Origin of the sequence: Mucilaginibacter lutimaris (assembly GCF_042676625.1) — a bacterium.
GTDB lineage: Bacteria > Bacteroidota > Bacteroidia > Sphingobacteriales > Sphingobacteriaceae > Mucilaginibacter > Mucilaginibacter lutimaris.
Map to the genome: position 1 here is coordinate 24588 of NZ_JBHTIA010000009.1, position 16035 is coordinate 40622.

18 protein-coding genes are annotated in these 16035 nt (G+C 41.6%); 12 read left to right on the forward strand and 6 right to left on the reverse strand.

Translation table 11 applies throughout. From position 1 onward, the window contains the following. The first annotated feature begins 563 nt into the window (after positions 1-563). Positions 564-1139: a C40 family peptidase gene (locus ACFQZI_RS12780; protein ID WP_377143002.1), complete on the forward strand. Its 576-nt coding sequence runs from the start codon at positions 564-566 to the stop codon at positions 1137-1139. Between the two features lie 64 nt (positions 1140-1203). After that, on the forward strand, positions 1204-2331 hold the full coding sequence (locus ACFQZI_RS12785) for a CapA family protein (protein WP_377143004.1): 1128 nt from the start codon (positions 1204-1206) through the stop codon (positions 2329-2331). Here the strand turns inward: ACFQZI_RS12785 and ACFQZI_RS12790 are convergent. Beyond that, positions 2328-2513, reverse strand: coding sequence for a hypothetical protein (locus ACFQZI_RS12790; protein ID WP_377143006.1), 186 nt, complete (start codon positions 2511-2513; stop codon positions 2328-2330). The genes ACFQZI_RS12785 and ACFQZI_RS12790 overlap by 4 nt on opposite strands. Positions 2514-2808: 295 nt before the next feature. Here ACFQZI_RS12790 and ACFQZI_RS12795 point away from each other — a divergent pair, with 295 nt between their 5' ends. The 10 genes from ACFQZI_RS12795 (at position 2809) to ACFQZI_RS12840 (ending at position 11803) form a co-directional block, all read left to right on the forward strand. After that, entirely contained in the window at positions 2809-3261 is a 453-nt protein-coding gene (locus ACFQZI_RS12795; RefSeq protein WP_377143007.1) for a 3-oxoacyl-ACP synthase, read from the forward strand. A 145-nt stretch (positions 3262-3406) separates the two neighbouring features. Then, a complete protein-coding gene (locus ACFQZI_RS12800) occupies positions 3407-3793 on the forward strand; it encodes an RNA recognition motif domain-containing protein (protein WP_377143009.1) in 387 nt (128 codons plus the stop codon). Between the two features lie 286 nt (positions 3794-4079). Further along, entirely contained in the window at positions 4080-4643 is a 564-nt protein-coding gene (frr, locus tag ACFQZI_RS12805; RefSeq protein ID WP_377143011.1) for a ribosome recycling factor, read from the forward strand. Between the two features lie 124 nt (positions 4644-4767). Next, a complete protein-coding gene (locus tag ACFQZI_RS12810; RefSeq protein WP_377143013.1) occupies positions 4768-5712 on the forward strand; it encodes a bifunctional helix-turn-helix transcriptional regulator/GNAT family N-acetyltransferase in 945 nt (314 codons plus the stop codon). A 146-nt stretch (positions 5713-5858) separates the two neighbouring features. Next, the gene (locus ACFQZI_RS12815) at positions 5859-7619 is read left to right on the forward strand and encodes an ABC transporter ATP-binding protein (RefSeq protein WP_377143015.1); all 1761 of its coding nucleotides are present in this window, start codon (positions 5859-5861) and stop codon (positions 7617-7619) included. A gap of 410 nt (positions 7620-8029) precedes the next feature. Continuing rightward, a complete protein-coding gene (locus tag ACFQZI_RS12820) occupies positions 8030-8251 on the forward strand; it encodes a hypothetical protein (protein WP_377143017.1) in 222 nt (73 codons plus the stop codon). Beyond that, the gene (locus ACFQZI_RS12825; protein WP_377143019.1) at positions 8238-8915 is read left to right on the forward strand and encodes a reverse transcriptase family protein; all 678 of its coding nucleotides are present in this window, start codon (positions 8238-8240) and stop codon (positions 8913-8915) included. The genes ACFQZI_RS12820 and ACFQZI_RS12825 overlap by 14 nt, the downstream gene beginning before the upstream one ends. A gap of 196 nt (positions 8916-9111) precedes the next feature. Beyond that, positions 9112-9891, forward strand: coding sequence for a M90 family metallopeptidase (locus tag ACFQZI_RS12830; protein WP_377143021.1), 780 nt, complete (start codon positions 9112-9114; stop codon positions 9889-9891). 63 nt (positions 9892-9954) lie between these two features. Continuing rightward, positions 9955-10527: an RNA polymerase sigma factor gene (locus ACFQZI_RS12835; protein WP_377143023.1), complete on the forward strand. Its 573-nt coding sequence runs from the start codon at positions 9955-9957 to the stop codon at positions 10525-10527. Next, entirely contained in the window at positions 10505-11803 is a 1299-nt protein-coding gene (locus ACFQZI_RS12840) for a hypothetical protein (RefSeq protein ID WP_377143025.1), read from the forward strand. Before ACFQZI_RS12835 ends, ACFQZI_RS12840 begins: the two co-directional genes overlap by 23 nt. A 92-nt stretch (positions 11804-11895) precedes the next feature. Here ACFQZI_RS12840 and ACFQZI_RS12845 read toward each other — a convergent pair whose 3' ends face one another. The 5 genes from ACFQZI_RS12845 to ACFQZI_RS12865 are packed head-to-tail and all read right to left on the reverse strand — an operon-like array spanning position 11896 to position 16026. Beyond that, positions 11896-12618, reverse strand: coding sequence for a DUF4197 domain-containing protein (locus tag ACFQZI_RS12845; RefSeq protein WP_377143027.1), 723 nt, complete (start codon positions 12616-12618; stop codon positions 11896-11898). 39 nt (positions 12619-12657) lie between these two features. Then, positions 12658-13665 (reverse strand): inorganic phosphate transporter, encoded by a 1008-nt coding sequence (locus tag ACFQZI_RS12850; RefSeq protein WP_377143029.1) that lies wholly within the window; start codon positions 13663-13665, stop codon positions 12658-12660. Positions 13666-13686: 21 nt separating this feature from the next. Further along, the gene (locus tag ACFQZI_RS12855) at positions 13687-14337 is read right to left on the reverse strand and encodes a DUF47 domain-containing protein (protein WP_377143031.1); all 651 of its coding nucleotides are present in this window, start codon (positions 14335-14337) and stop codon (positions 13687-13689) included. A gap of 50 nt (positions 14338-14387) precedes the next feature. Continuing rightward, positions 14388-15452, reverse strand: a complete 1065-nt coding sequence (locus tag ACFQZI_RS12860) for a sensor histidine kinase (RefSeq protein ID WP_377143033.1) — start codon at positions 15450-15452, stop codon at positions 14388-14390. Positions 15453-15501: 49 nt separating this feature from the next. Further along, complete coding sequence (locus ACFQZI_RS12865; protein WP_377143035.1) at positions 15502-16026, reverse strand: YceI family protein; 525 nt, start codon at positions 16024-16026, stop codon at positions 15502-15504. Positions 16027-16035 lie beyond the last annotated feature (9 nt).

A 16035-nucleotide genomic window follows, 5' to 3' on the forward strand; every position in this document is an offset into this window, starting at 1 on the left:
CAAATCTAATTATATCCTGCAAATAACCGAAACTGCAACGAATTTGTTAGCATCATTTAAGTAATTTTTTGCCTGGCCCTTACAATGCACGCATAGTATTTTCAAAAAACTCAAAATAACATTTTGGGTAAGGTGTAAAATGTACGCTTATAAGAGGGTTAAACTGGGCTTTACCGCAATTATCTTTTCAAAAAAAATCTTTGTTATAACACATAACATGGATCAATCCGTGCCACAAAGAGAGCTGTTTTAGACCGGATTAATCCTTGCTTAAAGTTCTTAATTTACTACTAATTTGAAATTGTAAAAACTACATTTAATTAAATAAGTGGCTGCGTCATGAGCGAAAATAAATTTCACAAATTGAAATTACCGCCCCGATATTTTACTTTATCAACATTATAATTAACAATGGTTAAAAATATTATCCGAAACATTATGAAAAAAAATCTCTGATTTAATTTGGTAGTTTAAAAATATTGGATAGTTTTGTATCCAACAATAGACACAGCGTCCAATTTAATATACATTTGCTGCCCTAATTCAGCAATTAAAGAGATTAAATGAAGAAAATTACAATTGCTATTGCACTATTTCTGAGCGTTTTAGCTGCTCAGGCTCAAACAAAAACTATTCCAACTCCGGCAGCGGAAAGCGCCGAACAGGAAAGTTTAGCAAAAGATTACCTTTCTCAAATTATGGGTGTTGCAGTTTCGGCAACCTCAAACATGAAACTTTTCAACTTTGTTTACAACTGGATAGGCACCCCTTACCGTTTTGGTGGTTCATCAAGAAAAGGTATTGATTGCTCTGCATTCACAAAACAATTATACAGCGACGTGTTTAACTTACCTATCCGCCGTAGCTCACGCGATATTTTCAGCATGGTTAGCCCGGTTGGTAAAGACGACCTTAAAGAAGGCGACCTTGTTTTCTTTAAAATACACAGCCGCAGCATTTCGCACATCGGCATTTATCTTGGTAACAACAGGTTTGCACACGCGTCATCGCGTGGGGTAGCCATAAGCAATTTAGACGAGGCGTATTACAGCCGTTATTTTTATAAAGGCGGCCGTTTATTAGAATCATTTAAAAGCGAACTATCTGCATCGGCTAACGATGACAAACCAGCTAACTAAGTAAACCTAAATTAAATATCCTTGATCCTTTCACTAATAGTGAGAGGATTTTTTTTGCCCAATAATGAATACCCGGTTTATATTATTTATAGCTGCCTTAATACTGGCAAATGCCTGCAGCAGGCCCGGGGCAAAAAAGCAGGCAGCTAATGTCAAGGCAAATGCAGAAACCCCCGCTGCTAATACAGCAACATTGCCATCTACCGATACGGCTATAACTATTGCTGCCGTTGGCGACATTATGCTGGGATCATCTTACCCGGATAGCACCTTTTTGCCTTCCGATAGCGCGAAAGCAAGTTTCAAGTTTGCCTTAAAACATTTAAAAAAGGCTGATATTACTTTTGGCAACCTGGAGGGAGTATTGTTAGATACCGGCGCACCTGTAGGTTATAAGCTGAGGTTTAAGCATAAGGGGTATTTGTTTAGGATGCCGGTTAAATATGGCGGCATTTTTAAAGATGCAGGTTTTAATGTATTGAGTGTAGGCAATAACCACTCAAATGATTTTGACCGTGCCGGCCGCCGCAGCACTATTAAAACCTTAGATAGCCTGGGTATACATACCGCGGGCTTTAAGAGCCACCCCACAAAATCGTTTACAAAAAATGGTGTTAAGTATGGCTTTTGCGCGTTTTCGCCAAACGGGCAAACGGTTTCGTTATTGCAAATTGCCCATGCAAAAAGTATCATCAGCAGTTTAAAAGCGAATAACGATATTGTCATCGTATCCTTTCATGGAGGTGGCGAAGGCGCAGATTATGAGCATGTGCCCGATTCGGCCGAGATATTTAAGGGTGAGAACCGCGGTAACTTACGCGCTTTTACCCACGCGGCCGTTGATGCCGGGGCAGATGTACTATTAGGCAATGGCCCACATGTTTCCCGTGGCATAGAGTTATATAAAAACAGGGTCATAGCCTATAGCCTTGGCAATTTTGTAACCTACAAGGGCGTAAGTGTAAGCGGCGTGTGCGGTTTGGCGCCGTTGCTTAAGATCCGTATAAATAAAAAGGGAGAGTTTTTGAACGGGCAAATAGCCTCATACAGGCAAAACCACCAAACGGGCTTATTACCAGATTCACTTAACCGTGCGGCACAGCGTATCAAAGCTTTAACCGAGGCCGATTTTATTCAGCCCGGTTTAAGTATTTCTGCTACAGGGGCAATAACGCCCACGGCTAAAAATTAAGCTTCGTCTTTAGTATTACGCACCAAACTGATGCCGGTAAAGAAAAAGATGATAGCGATAATACCCACCACTATTAAGGTAGTTGCCGCGCCCGATTTTTGAATGATTTGTACGCCTGTATAAATTAAGCCTATAATGCCTAAAACAGTAAGTATTGCTCCGAAAGTACGTTTTAAATTCATGATGAATAATTAGTTGAGGTTAAACAATCTACTCATTAACCACTTTACTTACAGTTTGTTTGCTAAGCCTCAACTACTGTAGAGCATATTGGAATATCATTTATGTGTAATTTCCTGTAAGGTGTTGTATCAATTCCATACTAATTACGTTTACATACCTGTAAGTGCCTCGCATTTACATTGTGATAAGGTTTAGGTTGAAAGTCCCCGGGCAGCAAGTGCCTGGGGCTTTTATTTTTATAGCCTTTAGCAATTTCATCCTTTTTATACATCTTCGTTTTTTTACGATTCTATAATGACTGATCTGAAATCCAAACTACACTCTCTATGTGTAAACTACGTGCAAACCCGAATGCAGGCCGCCGAGCAGGCCATTGCCGAGGCGCAGCAAGCCCAAAATGATGATACAAAAAGCAGCGCAGGAGACAAATACGAAACCGGCCGCGAAATGGCCCAACAGGAAACCAACCGCAACCTCGCCCAGCTAAACGAGGCTAATAAATTGATGGTGGCCCTAAACCAGATTCCGGTTAACGGAACATCAGCAAAAGCCGAAAACGGCAGTGTCATTATCACTAACAACGGAAACTTTTATCTGGCCATAAGCGCCGGCATGTTAGAGCTGGATGGCAAAACTTACATAGCGGTTTCAGCGGCATCGCCAATTGGCTATCAATTAAAGGATAAAAAAGCGGGCGAAGCGTTTATTTTGAACGGCAAAACGTACCAAATACTACAGGTTTTATAAATTTTTAGACTAATTTTTTAAGCTAAACAGAAAAATAAAAAATTTAGTTTACCAAATATTTGTACAAGTGATTGGTTTCTATTCTATATTTGGAGAAAACAAAACTAAATGCCGGCAACAATCCGGTATGCTAAACTAATTTTTGATGAACATATTCGTTGGAAGCCTTCCTTATTCATTACAGGAAGCAGATTTACAAGAGCTTTTTGAAGCTTATGGTGAAGTAAGCACCGTTAAAATTATTATTGACAGAGAATCAGGCAGAAGCAAAGGCTTTGGGTTTGTTGAAATGTCTGATGACGAAGCTGCACAAAAAGCAATTTCGGGCTTAAATGGTTCGGAAGTTGCCGGCCGTTCAATTGCTGTTAGTCAGGCTGAAGACAAAAAACCAGGCGACCGCCGTGGCGGTGGTGGCTTTGGTGGCGGCAACCGCGGTGGCGGTGGCGGCGGCTACTCAAGAGATAATAACAGAGGTGGCGGCGGTGGCGGCTACTCTAAAGATAACAGAGGCGGCGGCGGTAGCCGTTGGTAATAACCAGCCTTTAAAGTAAGGTTAAGCGCCATATTAAGCTTGGTGCTTAACTTTATTTATTTTTAAACACGCTCTCAAATTTTGTTAGCGTGCTTTTTTATTGCCTTTTTTTAGCGATTTGGTATTGTTCCATATAACGCCGGTGTATAGTTATATACCTTATACATAGGGGTTAAAACCACCTTCTTACTATCTTGTTATAAACCCATAAATTCTTTGTCTGTTAAAGCAGCTAATTTTAAGGGGCTTTAATACTTTTTATTATTTTTGTCAAAAATTATAAACAATGAGCGAACTCATTAAGAAACAAGTAAATGATGCTAAAGCTTTAATGGATAAAGCGATTGAGCATGCAGATAACGAATTAAACAAAATACGCGCGGGCAAGGCAAACCCATCTATGCTGGATGACGTTAGTGTTGATTACTACGGCACACCAACCCCTTTAAACCAGATAGGAAGTGTAAATACGCCGGATGCACGTACTATCGTTATACAGCCATGGGAAAAATCGTTGTTGCCTGCTATAGAAAAAGCTATTAAAGAAGCTAACCTTGGTGTTAACCCGCAAAACGATGGTGTTATTATCCGTATTAATGTACCGCCGCTGACAGAAGAGCGTCGCCGCGACCTGGTTAAGAAAGCTAAAGGAGAAGCAGAAACCGGTAAGATCGCTATTCGTAACATCCGTAAAGATGCCAATGAAAAGATCAAAAAATTAAAAACCGAAGGCGTATCTGAAGATGAAATTAAAGTTGGTGAAGCCGATGTTCAGAAATTGACAGACTCTTACATCGTTAAAGTTGACCAGCTTTCAGAAGCTAAAGAAAAAGACATCATGACGGTTTAACTAATAACCGACAACTATATAAAAGGGATGGCCGAAAGGTTCATCCCTTTTTTGCTTGACAAATTTTGAAAGGAATAAATTAAATTGTAAATTTGCGTAATTGATTACGTAATTAATATCTGTTATGGAATTTTATAATAAGGTAGGCAAAATGGCTTTAGGAAGCAGGCTGCGCAGGTTGAGCGAAAAACTTACAGAACAGGCAGCAGAAGTATATGGCATGTATGGAATTGATATGAACCCGAAGTGGTTCCCCGTTTTTTATGCTTTAGCTGAAGGTGAGGATAAATCGATAATGCAAATAGCGCAAGAGATAAGCCACTCGCATCCGTCGGTTAGTACTATTGTAAAAGAGATGGTAAAACATGGCATAGCACAAGAAGTACCTAATAAGGCAGATGCACGTAAAAATTATATCCGGCTAACTGATAAAGGCCGCGAGATAAACAGCCGTATACAGGTACAATATGCCGATGTTAACGCGGCAGTTGAAACAGCGCTAAACGAAACTCAGTACAACATATGGAAGGCTATCGAAGAATGGGAGTTCTTGTTAGAACAGAAAAGCCTTTTTAACCGCGTAAAAGATGAAAAAAAGGCCCGCGAAAGCGCAGATGTACGGGTTGTAGATTATACGCCTAAATACCAACCCGCCTTTAAACGCTTAAACGAAGAATGGATAACCAAACATTTTAAAATGGAAGAGACGGATTATAAATCGCTTGACCATCCGGATGATTATATACTAAGCAAAGGCGGCCATATTTTTATTGCTCTGTACAATGGCGAACCTGTTGGTACTTGCGCGCTTATCAAAATGGATAATAACATGTACGAGTTGGCCAAAATGGCCGTTTCACCCACGGCAAAAGGAAAGGGCATTGGTTTTATATTAGGGCAGGCTTGTATTGCAAAAGCGAAAGAATTGGGCGCCGATAAACTTTATCTGGAGAGTAATACTATATTAAAACCAGCTATCAATCTTTACCATAAGTTGGGTTTTAAAAAGATTACGGGAGCTCCTTCGCCATATGAGCGATGCAATATCCAGATGACGTTAGATATATAACCTTGTCAGTCTGAGCGTGTCGAACACTTAACCATCTTGCTAATGGTTCGATAAGCTCACCCCGACAGATCCTTTATTAACCCCATTGTCAAATTAAAGGGAATGAGCTTCTTAGCCATTCCCTTTTTTTATTTTTGTGTTGCAACATGAAAATATTACTTTCTTATTTGTCAAAACACCGTTGGACGGTTGTTCTTGCCCTGTTCCTTGCCGGGTTAAATATTGGCTTTTCGCTGGTAGACCCCATGATCACCGGTACTATAATGGATAAATATATAGTACCTAAAGACAATATAAACCATACGTTTGAGTACCGCCTTTACGGTGCCCTTAGCCTTGTTGGCCTGGCTATTGGTGCGGCAATGGTATCGCGTATAGCAAAAAACTTTCAGGACTATTTCACCAATATCATTGTACAAAAAACCGGTGCCGAAATGTATGCCGATGGACTAAAGCACTCGCTTGAATTACCGTACCAGGTATTTGAAGACCAGCGCAGCGGCGAAACATTAGGCATCCTGCAAAAGGTAAGGCAGGATAGTGAAAAGTTTATTACCGCCTTCATCAGTGTACTATTTGTGAGCCTGGTGGGGATGATCTTCGTGATTGTTTATTCGTTAAAGGTAAACTATCAGGTAACACTGGTTTACTTCTGTGCTATCCCTATTATTACATTCGTGAGCATGGCGCTTAGTAAGCGTATTAAAAATATCCAGCGCAAAATTGTGGCTGAAACTACCGCGCTGGCAGGTTCCACTACGGAATCATTACGTAACATCGAACTGGTAAAAAGCCTTGGTTTAGCTAAACAGGAAATAGCCAGGCTTAACAAAACCACTTATAAGATACTCGATCTGGAGCTGAGAAAAGTGAAGTATGTACGCAGCATGAGCTTTATACAGGGTACTGTAGTAAACCTTGTGCGCAGTGCAATGGTGCTGGTGCTATTGATACTTATCTTTAAAAACGAATTAACTCCCGGCGATTATCTGAAATTTTTGTTCTATTCGTTCTTCCTGTTTAACCCACTGCAGGAACTTGGCAACGTGATCCAATCTTGGCGCGAATCGCAGATCTCGCTGGCTAATTTCGAGAACATATTAAATACCCCTATCGATAAAAAGCCGGAGAAACCCGTGTTGTTAGACAAAGTACAGACCCTCGCCTTTGATAATGTAAGCTTTAAACACTTAACCGCAAACCGTAACGCGTTAAATCACATCAGCTTTAAAACCCACACCGGCGAAACCATAGCCTTCGTTGGGCCATCGGGTTCCGGAAAAACCACACTCGTAAAATTGCTGGTGGGTTTGTACCAGCCGCTTGAGGGCGACATCCTTTATAACGATATCCTGAGCAAAGAAATAGATCTGGACCAATTACGCGAGCGGATAGGCTTTGTTACGCAGGATACGCAGCTATTCTCGGGCACTATTCGTGAGAACCTGCTGTTTGTGAACCCAACCGCAACCGACGAGGAATGTATGAACGTACTACAGCGCGCTGCCTGCCAAACCCTGCTTGCCCGTGCCGAAAACGGATTAGATACAGTTATTGGCGAAGGTGGGGTAAAAGTGTCTGGTGGCGAAAAGCAGCGCCTTTCTATAGCACGCGCGTTGCTGCGTAAGCCGGATATTTTGGTGTTTGACGAGGCTACATCGTCGCTGGATTCCATCACCGAGGAAGAGATAACAGATACTATTCGAGATGTATCTGTGTTGAATGATCATATTACCATCCTGATCGCACACCGCCTCTCTACCATTATGCATGCCGATTGCATTTACGTGCTGGAGAAAGGACAGATCATCGAATCGGGCAAACACCATGATCTGATAGACCAGAAAGGGTTGTATTACGCCATGTGGAGGCAGCAAATTGGCGAAAAGTTTACGGTAGATGCGTAAGTTTTAACCATATTGTTATTGTGAGAAGCGAAGCAATCTCTACATGTAGAGCGACCTAAAGTAAAGTTCGTTTTTATATACAATCTTCGCAACCGGACAAAGTTATACGTAATAAAAAGAATCCTGTATAGCAGGCGATTTTGGAATAGTTTATAGCTGTTAATAATTTTTATTTCAGGTTTTTAATGAGTTGAATATTTTTGTCGTAGTTCTTTGACGGCACTTGTTCATTATCGGTCACCACAAAAATTAAGTGCATTAATGCACTTACTCGCAGCCTTGCGGCGCGGCTGCGAAGTCTCTATCGAATAACACTCTTAACACACCGGGTCGAAGTTATTGAAATGCTCATGGTGATCGACATGGTTTATTGCGGCCAGGAATTTTCCTGGAGATTAAAATCAATGACCATGAGAAAGCGTAAAAAACTGCGCCGAAAAATGGGAAAGTGGTTTGCTAAGAACGGCAAGCACCTTTCAAAAACAGAACGATGGATGTGTAAGCTATTTATTTTAAAGCTTAAATATCCGCAAGTTAGATGGATGAGACTACTCATCAAATTTGCGTTGCGGATTATTCCTCCAGATTCCAGACCCGGTTTATTAATCTATTATATATATGGAAATAAATGAAGCATTCTTCCTAACTTATTCTGAATCTTTATTTAAAGCCATAAGCAATAACTCGGGCGGGCTTTACAAACCAAAAACTCAAGCCAAAATGAAGTTCGGCAAGCCCCAATTGGATGAAAATGGAGCTGAGCGTAAACGTGATATGTTTAGCCCAGATTATCAATTAAAAAGGAAACAACGAGAAGTAAATCATCTTTTAAAACCCATTGGGCTTCCATTCTCGATGTATGGCGGTATCTCAAAACGAAGTAATATTGAGAATGCACAAATGCATGTTGACAGTAAGTTTTTCTTAACTATAGACTTGAAAAACTATTTCAATAATATTTCTAATGATCAGGTTTATCAAACATTGATTGGTTACGGAATTAACAAACGTATCTCGCGAGCAATAACGAGGATAAGTACAGTTAACTATGCTTTACCACAAGGAGCACCAACGTCTACCATGCTTGCCAACTTGGTTTTCGCATCAACTGCAATTGAGTTAGAAGCGCTTTGCGCGAAGAGGAAAATAATATTTACAAATTTTGTGGATGATCTTACCTTTTCATCAAAGAAGGATTTTAAACAATTAATACCGCAGATATTAGCGCTACTAAAGAAAAATGGCTTTGTCGTAAATCAAAAAAAATCCATTATAGAAGATGGAGATGTGAGATAACCGGATTGTTTATAAGAAATGGAAAGATGTATCCAGAAAAAAACATGCTTCAGATTGCGAATAACCCTGGTATTGGGGCCTACTTAAAACTAGTGGAAAAATATAATGCTATGCGAATGGCGTAGAAGTTTAAGAATAAAATTCCGTCGTAGATACGATTTTCCTAATAACGTTATTTTCCTATCTTGCTTCTACCATGATGTATTTCGCCATTATTATCGCCGTAATTATCTGCTTAACATTATTTCAACGAAAGAAAAACCGTACCCTTACCCAACACATACTAACCGATTCCCAAAAGCAATTACTTACTCAGCATATCGATTATTACAACAAACTATCAGATACCGATAAGCTTTACTTTGAAGATAGGATAGAACAGTTCCTTGATGCCGTTCGTATTGAGGGCGTTGGCCTTGAGTTAACCGATACCGACCGCTTGATGGTTGCATCGAGCGCAATAATTCCCATTTTCGCGTTTAAGGACTGGACGTACCGCAACGTTACTAACGTGCTTTTATATCCAGATACCTTCGATAAGGAATTTCAGTATGAAGGCAACGAGGGCGAGGGACGTAACATTATGGGCATGGTAGGCAGCGGCTACATGAACGGGCAAATGATCCTTTCGCGCAACGCGTTGGTAAAAGGCTTCTCTAACAACAATGGCAAGGAGAACACCGGTATCCACGAGTTTGTACACCTGCTTGACAAGGCAGATGGCGCTACAGACGGCATTCCCGAAGGTTTTTTGCCGCATGAATATGTTGAACCATGGGTACGTATGATGCACCGGGAGATCCGCAGGATGGAAGCCGGGCATTCTGATATAGACGCGTACGCTACTACTAACGAGGCTGAATTTTTCGCGGTAGTTTCCGAATACTTTTTTGAGAAACCGGAACAGTTCCAAACCAAACACCCGGAACTTTACGATATGCTGAGTAAAACCTTTGGCCAGCACCCGGCAGAATAATATACCTCCGCTGATAAGATTTCCATAAGCCGCTAAAAAAAATTATTTTGCAGGCTCTCTTGAATGAAATTTTTTAACCGACCAGTTAAACCAGAAGATACCGCCGACAATAAGCTGTTGCAAAGCTACCGGGAAAGCCGCGACCTGAAAGTTTTAGGCCGACTGTATGAGCGGTATATGCCGCTGGTTTATGGGGTAGGTTTAAAGTATTTGAAAGATGAGGAACAGGCGCAGGATGCCGTAATGGCCATATTTGAGGAACTGGCCCAAAAGGTACACCAGCACGAAATAAAGCAGTTTAGGGCCTGGTTATATGTGCTTAGCCGCAACTATTGCCTGATGCAATTGCGAAGCGGTAAAAAATTAGAGACCATAGCTTTAGACGAGTTTATGGAATTTACCCCGGTTTTGCATCCTGATACTAATAACCGAGAAGAAGCTATGCAGGCTTTGGAACGTTGTTTGGAGAAGTTAACGCCGGCGCAGCAACAAAGCGTTAAATTATTCTACCTCGACGAGAAGTGTTATAAAGAAGTAGCCGATGCAACAGGCTTTACCATGAACGAGGTAAAAAGCTATATACAAAACGGAAAGCGCAACCTTAAAATTTGCCTTGAAAAGAACAGTGGAGAATAAACTATCCGACATACAGCAAATACAGAAGTACCTTAACGGGGAGCTTGATGCACGCGCTATGCATAAACTGGAGCGCCGGGCACAGGACGATCCGTTTTTAATGGATGCGCTGGAAGGATATGGTGCTGCCAGGGCAGACCAGAAGGATAGCCTTTCTGCCTTACAAGATCGGTTAGAGGCCCGTACCGCAACTAAAGTACGCCGGATGACACCCTGGATGGTTACGGCAATTGCTGCAAGTGTAATAGGTTTTGCTGTAGTAATAGGTTTGTTGAACAATAATAACGGTAACAATAAGCAAGCTTCGCAGGTAGCGGCTAGCCAACCTGTAAAGCAAGCAGCACCTGTAGATACGCTGCCAGTAACTATAGATGATAAAGCAAAGCAGCTAATTACCCCTTCGAAGAAACAAGCCATCGCTTTCAATAAGATACATATACCTGCTAAACCATTTGCCCGTGCAAATGCGGATAAGAATGTACCGGCCGCGCCATTGCAGGAAGTTACTATTGCTAATGCAAGTGCCCCAAATGCAGAACCTTCGGTTAGTACGTTAGAAGAAATGGTTGCATCAGATATGTTGGCCAATAAAAAGCAAGACACCATTTTAGGCGGAGAATTTGTAGCTATCAATAAAACCCCATCGGCGCTTAAAGCCCTAAAAAGTAAGGCTGAAGGTGCTAATATGACAACTCGTGCCGGAAAACCTACTGATAACAACCCTACAGCCTTGGCTAACGCCGGATTGCCACCCAACCTTATGGCGGGCGCGGTAATTGATCGTAAGGATGCCCTGCCGTTGCCGGATGCCTTGGGCAAAGCCCCTGCTAAAACCGGCGGCTCGGAACAGTCAAACGCTTACGGATACGCTATGCCTGCCATAAAAAAGGATGGTGAAAGTACATCCAATATTAATGCATTTGGTACAAAATCCCTTAAAAATAACGATAGCAGCCTGCAGGATAAAGACGCGCAGGTTTTAAGAGAGGTAGCGATTGCCGATGCTCAGGCAAAAAAAGTATCAGGCACACGCCCCGTAGTTGGCTGGGATAATTATAAAAAATATCTGCATCAGAACGCGGTTAGTGCAGATGCCAAAGTGGGTACTGTTGAATTAAGGGCGACCATCAGCCCAGGCGGCGCAATCACTGCTGTTACCGTAACAAAAAGCCTAAGTACCGCGGCAGACCTAAAAGCTATAAGCCTGGTTCAAAATGGCCCGGCATGGGTAGGCAAAGCCGGGGATGTTATCATTAAGGTAGAATTTCATAAGTAAATTTTCTTTTCCCTAAGTGTTATTGAACACAAACGCAAAACGGCGATATGTTTTAATACATATCGCCGTTTTCATTATAAGATCGTTATTGGCTATTTCTTGTTCTTATCATAATAACCAAATACCTTTTGCAGCAACGGCGTAGTACGTGCGCCAAGGTTTTGGCGAATATTAAGCTCTTCCTGTGCAATTTCTACAAACAGGCCCTCTATGGCGCGTTGGGTAACGTAATCGCTGATGTCCGGGTTTACTTTGCTTACAAGCGGCACTTTATTGTAGGCGTTTGCAGCCTCAGTATAATATTTTGTGGCCCCTACCTTGTTTAGGCTGGTTTCTATAACAGGCTTAAAGCTGGCGGCAAGCGCCATAGTGGTAGTGCGTTTAAAGTATTGTGTGGCGGCATCTTTGTTGCCGAATAAAATATTGGTTACATCTGTTAAGGTCATTTGTTTAATGGCATTAACAAATATGGGCTTTGCCTTGCCGGCAGCATCCTCTGCAGCCCGGTTAAGCGACAGGATGACATTATCTGCTAATTTACCAAGGCCTATACTACGCAGGGTCTTCTCAACCTTTTGCGCCTCGGGTGGGAATAATATTTTAACTGCCGCGTTCCCAAAGAACCCATTTACTGCAGATAGCTGGTCCGAGCTTTTGCCTGTGCCTATTTCAAGGGCCTGTTTAAGGCCGTTGCTAATTTCGACATTAGTTGGGTTGCCAAGCTGGTTAACCGTGGTTTGTGCAACCTGGTTAAGCGTATCGCAACCGGTAAATATTAATAGCAGAAAAGGAATAAGTAAAAGTGTTTTTTTCATGCTTTAGCGTAAGCAAAATTACTGCCAAGTAATGCGTAATTAGATATGCCTAACCAACACAAACATTAACCCCGCAATAAGCGCCGAAATAGGGATGGTAATGATCCACGCCCACACCAGGTTTACCGTAACACCCCAGCGCACAGCAGATACACGTTTTGTTAAACCAACGCCGATGATGGAACCGGTAATGGTGTGTGTAGTAGAAACCGGGATAGCGAAATGCTCGGTAATAAACAAGGTAACGGCACCCGCTGTTTCTGCGGCCACACCCTCTAAAGGGGTTATCTTAGTAATTTTAGAACCCATGGTCTTAACGATCTTCCAACCGCCAGACATGGTGCCTAAAGCTATTGCGGTATAACACGCAAGCGGGATCCACTCGGGCATTGCAGCGCCACTGCCAATAACCTTTGCGGCTACTAAGCTTACATATAATATACCCATTACTTTTTGGGCATCGTTTGTGCCGTGTGCAAAGCTAAGTGCCGCGGCAGATACCAACTGCAATCTTTTAAACCAGCGCTCTGCCGTAATTGGCTTTGCTCTTTTACATATGTGCAGGATAAGGATGGTAATAAAATAAGCTATAAATAAACCTATAAACGGCGCAAGCACGATGTAGGCAATAATTTTTATAATGTAGAATGAGTTTATTGCGGCCATACCCGGCTGCCCCATAAATAAGGCGTTGGTTATACCGGCACCCGCAAAACCACCAATAAGCGTATGCGACGAACTTGACGGAATACCGAACCACCAGGTAGTCAGGTTCCAGGTAATGGCGGCAATAAGGCCGGCCAATACCACGTGCAGGGTAATAAATTCTTCGTGTACGGTTTTAGCAACTGTGTTAGCTACTTTATGGTCTTTAATAAAAAAGTAAGCGGCAAAATTAAACACCGCGGCAAGCAGTACCGCCTGAAAAGGCGTTAAAACCTTGGTTGATACAATGGTAGCTATAGAGTTGGCTGCATCATGAAAACCATTGGTGTAATCAAAAATAAGCGCCAGGGCAATTACAGCAACAAGTAGGGTAGTAACCATTTAAAATGATATAAATTATGCTTAGGCGTTTTTAATAAGTATCGATTCCATCACATTAGCAGCGTCCTCGCACATATCTGTGGCGGTTTCAAGCGCGGCTAAGATCTCCTTGTATTTAATAAGGCGTATAGCATCGGTTTCGTATAAGAACAGGTCGGCAACGGCACGGTCAAATACGTAATCGGCCTGATTTTCAACACTGTTTATACGGATGCATGAATCTGCAATAGCACGTACGTTACGCAGGTCTTTAAGTTCGCGCACTGCTTTTTCAAGATCGGTACCGGCTTGTAATATCAGTTCAGATAGCTTGCGGATGTGCTCGTTAAAATCATCAATTTTATAAAGCAGCATGCGGTTGGCAGCGCCGTGTATATAATCGGCAATATCGTCAATTGCGGTAGCCAAAGAGTGGATGTCCTCACGATCGAACGGTGTTATAAAGTTTTTTCCCAGTTCAAGGTATATCTGGTGGGTAAGTTCGTCGCCTTTGTTCTCAAGCTTGTCAATCTGCCTGAAAAGTTCTTCGCGGGTAGCAGGGTTTACCGAGTTAACGGCTTCAACCAAAATGGTTGACATACTTACAACGTTACTTGCTGCCTGCTCAAATAGCGGGAAGAACGTTTTTTTATCTTTTGGTACAAAATACTGGAATATACTGTTAAGTGACATCTTGTTTCGTAAAATTTTGATAAAGGTACGGTTGCAATGTTAAGTTAATGTTAACTTTTTAACACAGGAATATTGGGGAATGGCAGGCTTTGTTTAGCGATTTGTAACGTGAAACCAAATGTTGAGCCCAAGCCTTCGGTACTGCGTACGTTTATGGTTTGCTGATGGGCCTCAACAATATGTTTAACAATGGCCAGCCCAAGGCCCGAGCCGCCAATTTGCCTCGAGCGGCTGGTATCTGTACGGTAAAACCTTTCAAATAAGCGTGGTAAGAACTTTTCTTCTATCCCGATGCCATCATCAGTAACCTCTACCAAAACCTGCTCATGCAGTGTAAAGGTACTTACCGAGGTGTTGCCACCCTCTTTGCCATATTTAAAAGAATTATCTATTAGGTTAACTAAAACCTGGCGTATTTTTTCACGGTCGGCATTAACAAAAATGCCGTCATCGTATTTTTGTTTAAACGTTAATTTAATATTGTGCTGCTTGGCCTTTAATTCTAACGATTCAAATACCTCTTTTATAAGATCGTTAATTTTGAATTTGCTGTAATTTATTGGGATCTCACCTGATTCGAGTTTTGATATCTCATCAAGGTCGTTAATAAGGTAACTTAAACGGTCCACATTCTTTGACGCCTTTTCAAGAAATTGCAGCGCTAATTCTTTATCCTCCAATTCATCGTCCTGCAAGGCCTCAATGTAACCTTGTATTGCAAAAAGCGGTGTTTTAAATTCGTGCGATATATTCGATAAAAAATCCCTGCGGAATTTTTCCTGTTTTTTCAGGTCGTCTATCTCACTCTTTTTTTGCTTGGCCCACTCTTTTACTTCCTGTTCCACATCGTTAATTGGGTCGGCGGTTACATGTTCGCCAAGGGCATCGCGCAGGTCGCGGCCAAGCTTAAGGTTGTGTATAAGCTTGTAAATAAGCTTAATTTTTGAGTAGATATATTTCTCTATGAGGTAATAAAATACAATATAGCTGGTAATAAAAGTAACCAGAAAGGTTACCATAACATCGTACCACTTGTGCTGAAAGTAGTAGTTTACTGCCGATAGGGTAATGGCAACAGCGGCAGCGTTTATTAAAATGAGAACGCGCAATTTCATAGTATAAAGTTACTATAAAACCGCGCGTTGCAATGTTATTATATCATTATTATTTGGCCTCGGCCTCAAAATTAACGGTAACGTCGTCGCTCATGGTCATGCTGTTGCCGCCAATTTTAAAATCTTTACGGTTTATTTTAAAGCTGCCTTTAAATACGTTACCGGCAGATGTTGCAGCGTAAACAAAAGGTACTTCAACAGCTTTGGTAATGCCTTTTATAGTAAGGTTAAATACCCCGGTAAAGCTATTGGCCTTGGTTTTTTTGAACGATACCGAAGACAAACTCATCTTTGGATATTTTTCCGCGTCAAAGTAGTCGTCCCTTTTAAGGTGCTCGTCGCGCATGTCGTTATCGGTATTAATGGTGTTCACATCGGCCGTAGCTTCAATTTTGCTTGTTGCAAGTTTATTAGGGTCAAAGGCCACATTGCCCTGTACGCCGCCAATTATCCCACCGGTTTTTATACCCAGGTTTTTTAGCTCAAAAGATATTTTTGCTTTGGTGATATTATTTTGAGCGAATGCGCCTGTACTAACAATAAGTAGTGCTATGGCTGCTATAATATTTTTCATGTTGCAATA